General features: G+C 62.4%; 1 protein-coding gene. It reads right to left on the bottom strand.

The window, feature by feature from the left end; translation table 11 throughout:
• Window positions 1-302 precede the first annotated feature (302 nt).
• A complete protein-coding gene (locus FVQ81_18295; GenBank protein ID MBW7998481.1) occupies window positions 303-1559 on the bottom strand; it encodes a pectate lyase precursor in 1257 nt (418 codons plus the stop codon).
• Window positions 1560-2683 lie beyond the last annotated feature (1124 nt).

The following is a 2683-nucleotide window of genomic DNA, read 5'->3' on the forward strand; positions in this document are numbered from 1 at the left end:
ACCAAGAACAAGAGAAAACTCCGGAGCAGTTAGAATTGTTTTAAGATGCCCCGCCTTGTAGGCGGGGTAATTCACTAACCCACACCTTAATAAAGATAAATTTCTAATATTATTGGTAAGCGTTGGTCGTATAATGGCCTTCCAATTACCGCTGACTCTGTGGATACTGCCCGCTTTTCCCTTGTCTTCAGCCGCCAGACAGCTTTTCTCTTTACTGCCGCCGCAATATCAAACAACCGCCTGCACGATTACCGCCACGAACAGTCCGCCGAGCACGGCACAGGCTGCCGCATAGACCGCCCTCAACGCAGCAGGCGCGACGCCAGCCGGTGGCAGTATTCCTCGATAGCCGTGTAACCCGACTGCATTATGCGCGTGTGGTCCGAGCTGTCGGCCGGGTTCAGGCCGTTGATGCGCTCCCACGAGTCGGCCATCCCGTCGCGGTCGGAGTCGGTTGGGGATTGCGCTGCGGCCAGGCCGGCCATCAGGTCATCCGGCTCCCGCTTTCCCCAGTCGCCGGAGCGGGAGCGGACCTCGGCCACGGTGCGTCTGGTCAGGACGTCGCGTGGAAAACAGCCCGCCCGTTCGAGCACCAGGTGGTAGGCGTCGCGCGAGGGCTGGGTGGTCACCGGCGGAGTAGCGAACTCCGCTCGCGAGCGGACCCCGAGCGGGCAGTAGTGGCTGAAGCTGGCGGAGATATTTGTCAGCGCCCAGGGGTCGTTCACCAGCCCCACACCGTCCACGTAGTTATCGCGCAGGAAATACAGGGCGCTGTCGGCGAAACAGAACGGGTGGATCGTCTTGCTGGACGGCCCGCGTTTGTAGTAGTTGCCGATGATATTAAAGCCGAGCTTGTTGGGCGGGTTGTCGTGCAGGAACCCGTCACGGGCGTTATACACCACGTTGTTGCGCACATCCGAGGGTCCGTTGGCGACCGCCGGGTGACGGCGGCTGTTGTTGGCGAACAGGTTATGGTGCACCGAGATCGGGCCGCCGTCAGGACCGCAGAGCAGCCCGTAGTTGTGCCGTCCCTTGTAGTGTCCCTCGACACAGGCTTCCTCGATACTGCACCATTGCACCGTGCTGTGGCGGGCCTGGTAGAAGCCGATATTCTCGTCCGTGCTCCAGGCCACGGAGATGTGGTCCAGGATGCAGCGGTCGACCATGTTGAACTGGACCGCGTCCTGGTCGCTGCCGTCGCCGGTGGAAAGCTGCACCGGCCGCACGCGCAGGAAGCGCACCACGATATCGCCCAGCCTGCCGCTGTCGGCCGATTCGGCGGCGAACTTGCCCCGGATCGTGATCCCGGCGCCTGGCGCGGTCTGGCCCATGATCGTGATCCTGCCGTGCTCGATTGTTACGGGAGCGTCGATCATTCCGCTGGTGTCGAACACGACGATCCGCGCTCCGCGCGCGCTGCAGGCTTCCTGGAAACTTCCCGGTCCGTCAGGCTTGAGATTGGTGACATGGATCACCTGTCCTCCGCGGCCTCCGGGAGTGTACGCACCCCAGCCCTCGGCGCCCGGAAAGGCGGGGATCGAGTCGAGTGCGGCTGACAGGGATTGAGCGGCCAGCGCAAGTGCAAAAACGCAAAGCAGGTGCATGGAAGCGGCGGCAGGTTTCATCGGGCGGACTCCGGCGGCTAGAGTTAATCAGCAGGGGATAATAATTATCACAGTTCGGCCAGCAGGCCCAGCAGGTCGTTAATGTCCACGGTCCCGTCGTAGTCCACATCGGCGGCCCACGGATCGCCCCCGCCGAGACGCAGCGAGAGCAGCAGCTTGATCAGGTCGAAAATGTCCCGGTCCCCGTCGGAGTCCAGATCCCCTTTGGCGGGCAGCCCATCCACCCGGCCGATCAGGTTGGCGGCCAGTAGATTGGCGTATTCCTCCACAGCCGTATAGCCGGACTCCATCACGGTGGCGTGGTCCGAGCCGTCGGCCGGGTTCAGGCCGTTAACGCGCTCCCAGGCGTCGGCCATCCCGTCACGGTCCCCGTCAACCACCGGGGCGCCCCAGACCATGCCGATCATCAGATCCTCCGGCTCATTACGGCCCCAGAATCCGGTCCTGGTCCGGACCTCGTTCACTGTCCGGCGGCTGACCGTATCGCGGGGAAAACAGCCGGCGCGGGTCAGCACCAGTTCGTAGGCCTCCAACGGGTCATGGGTGGTCACGGGCGGCACCTCCGCGGGCAGCTCTGCTTTTATTCCGCGGTCCGCGTAGGCAGCCAGCCCCCGAAGACTGTCTTTCTCGGCCCAGGGGTCCTGGATCATGCCGGTGAAAGCAGGATCGACGATATAGTTGTCTTTCAGGTAATAGGATGCCCCGGCCCAGAAATTGAACGGGTAGATATTCGGTTCGCTGGGTCCGGTTTTCCAGTAGTTGCCGACAATGTTGAACGTCTCGTTGTTGGGGGCGTTGTCGTGGAGGAAGCCGTCGCGGAAATTGTAGATCACATTATTGCGCACGTCGCTCGGGCCGTTGGCCACCGCCGGTGTGCGCCGGCGGTGATGGGCGAACAGGTTATGGTGGATACTGATCGGAGCGCCGTCGGGGCCGCTGATCATTCCGTAGTTGTGCGGTCCCTCGGTATGGCCCTCCAGGTCGCTTTCCTCGATCGTGCACCACTGGACCGAGACGTATTTGGTGGAGTAGATATCGACGGTCTCGTCGCTGGCCCA

It is taken from the genome of Candidatus Glassbacteria bacterium, assembly GCA_019456185.1.
GTDB lineage: Bacteria > Gemmatimonadota > Glassbacteria > GWA2-58-10 > GWA2-58-10 > JAJRTS01.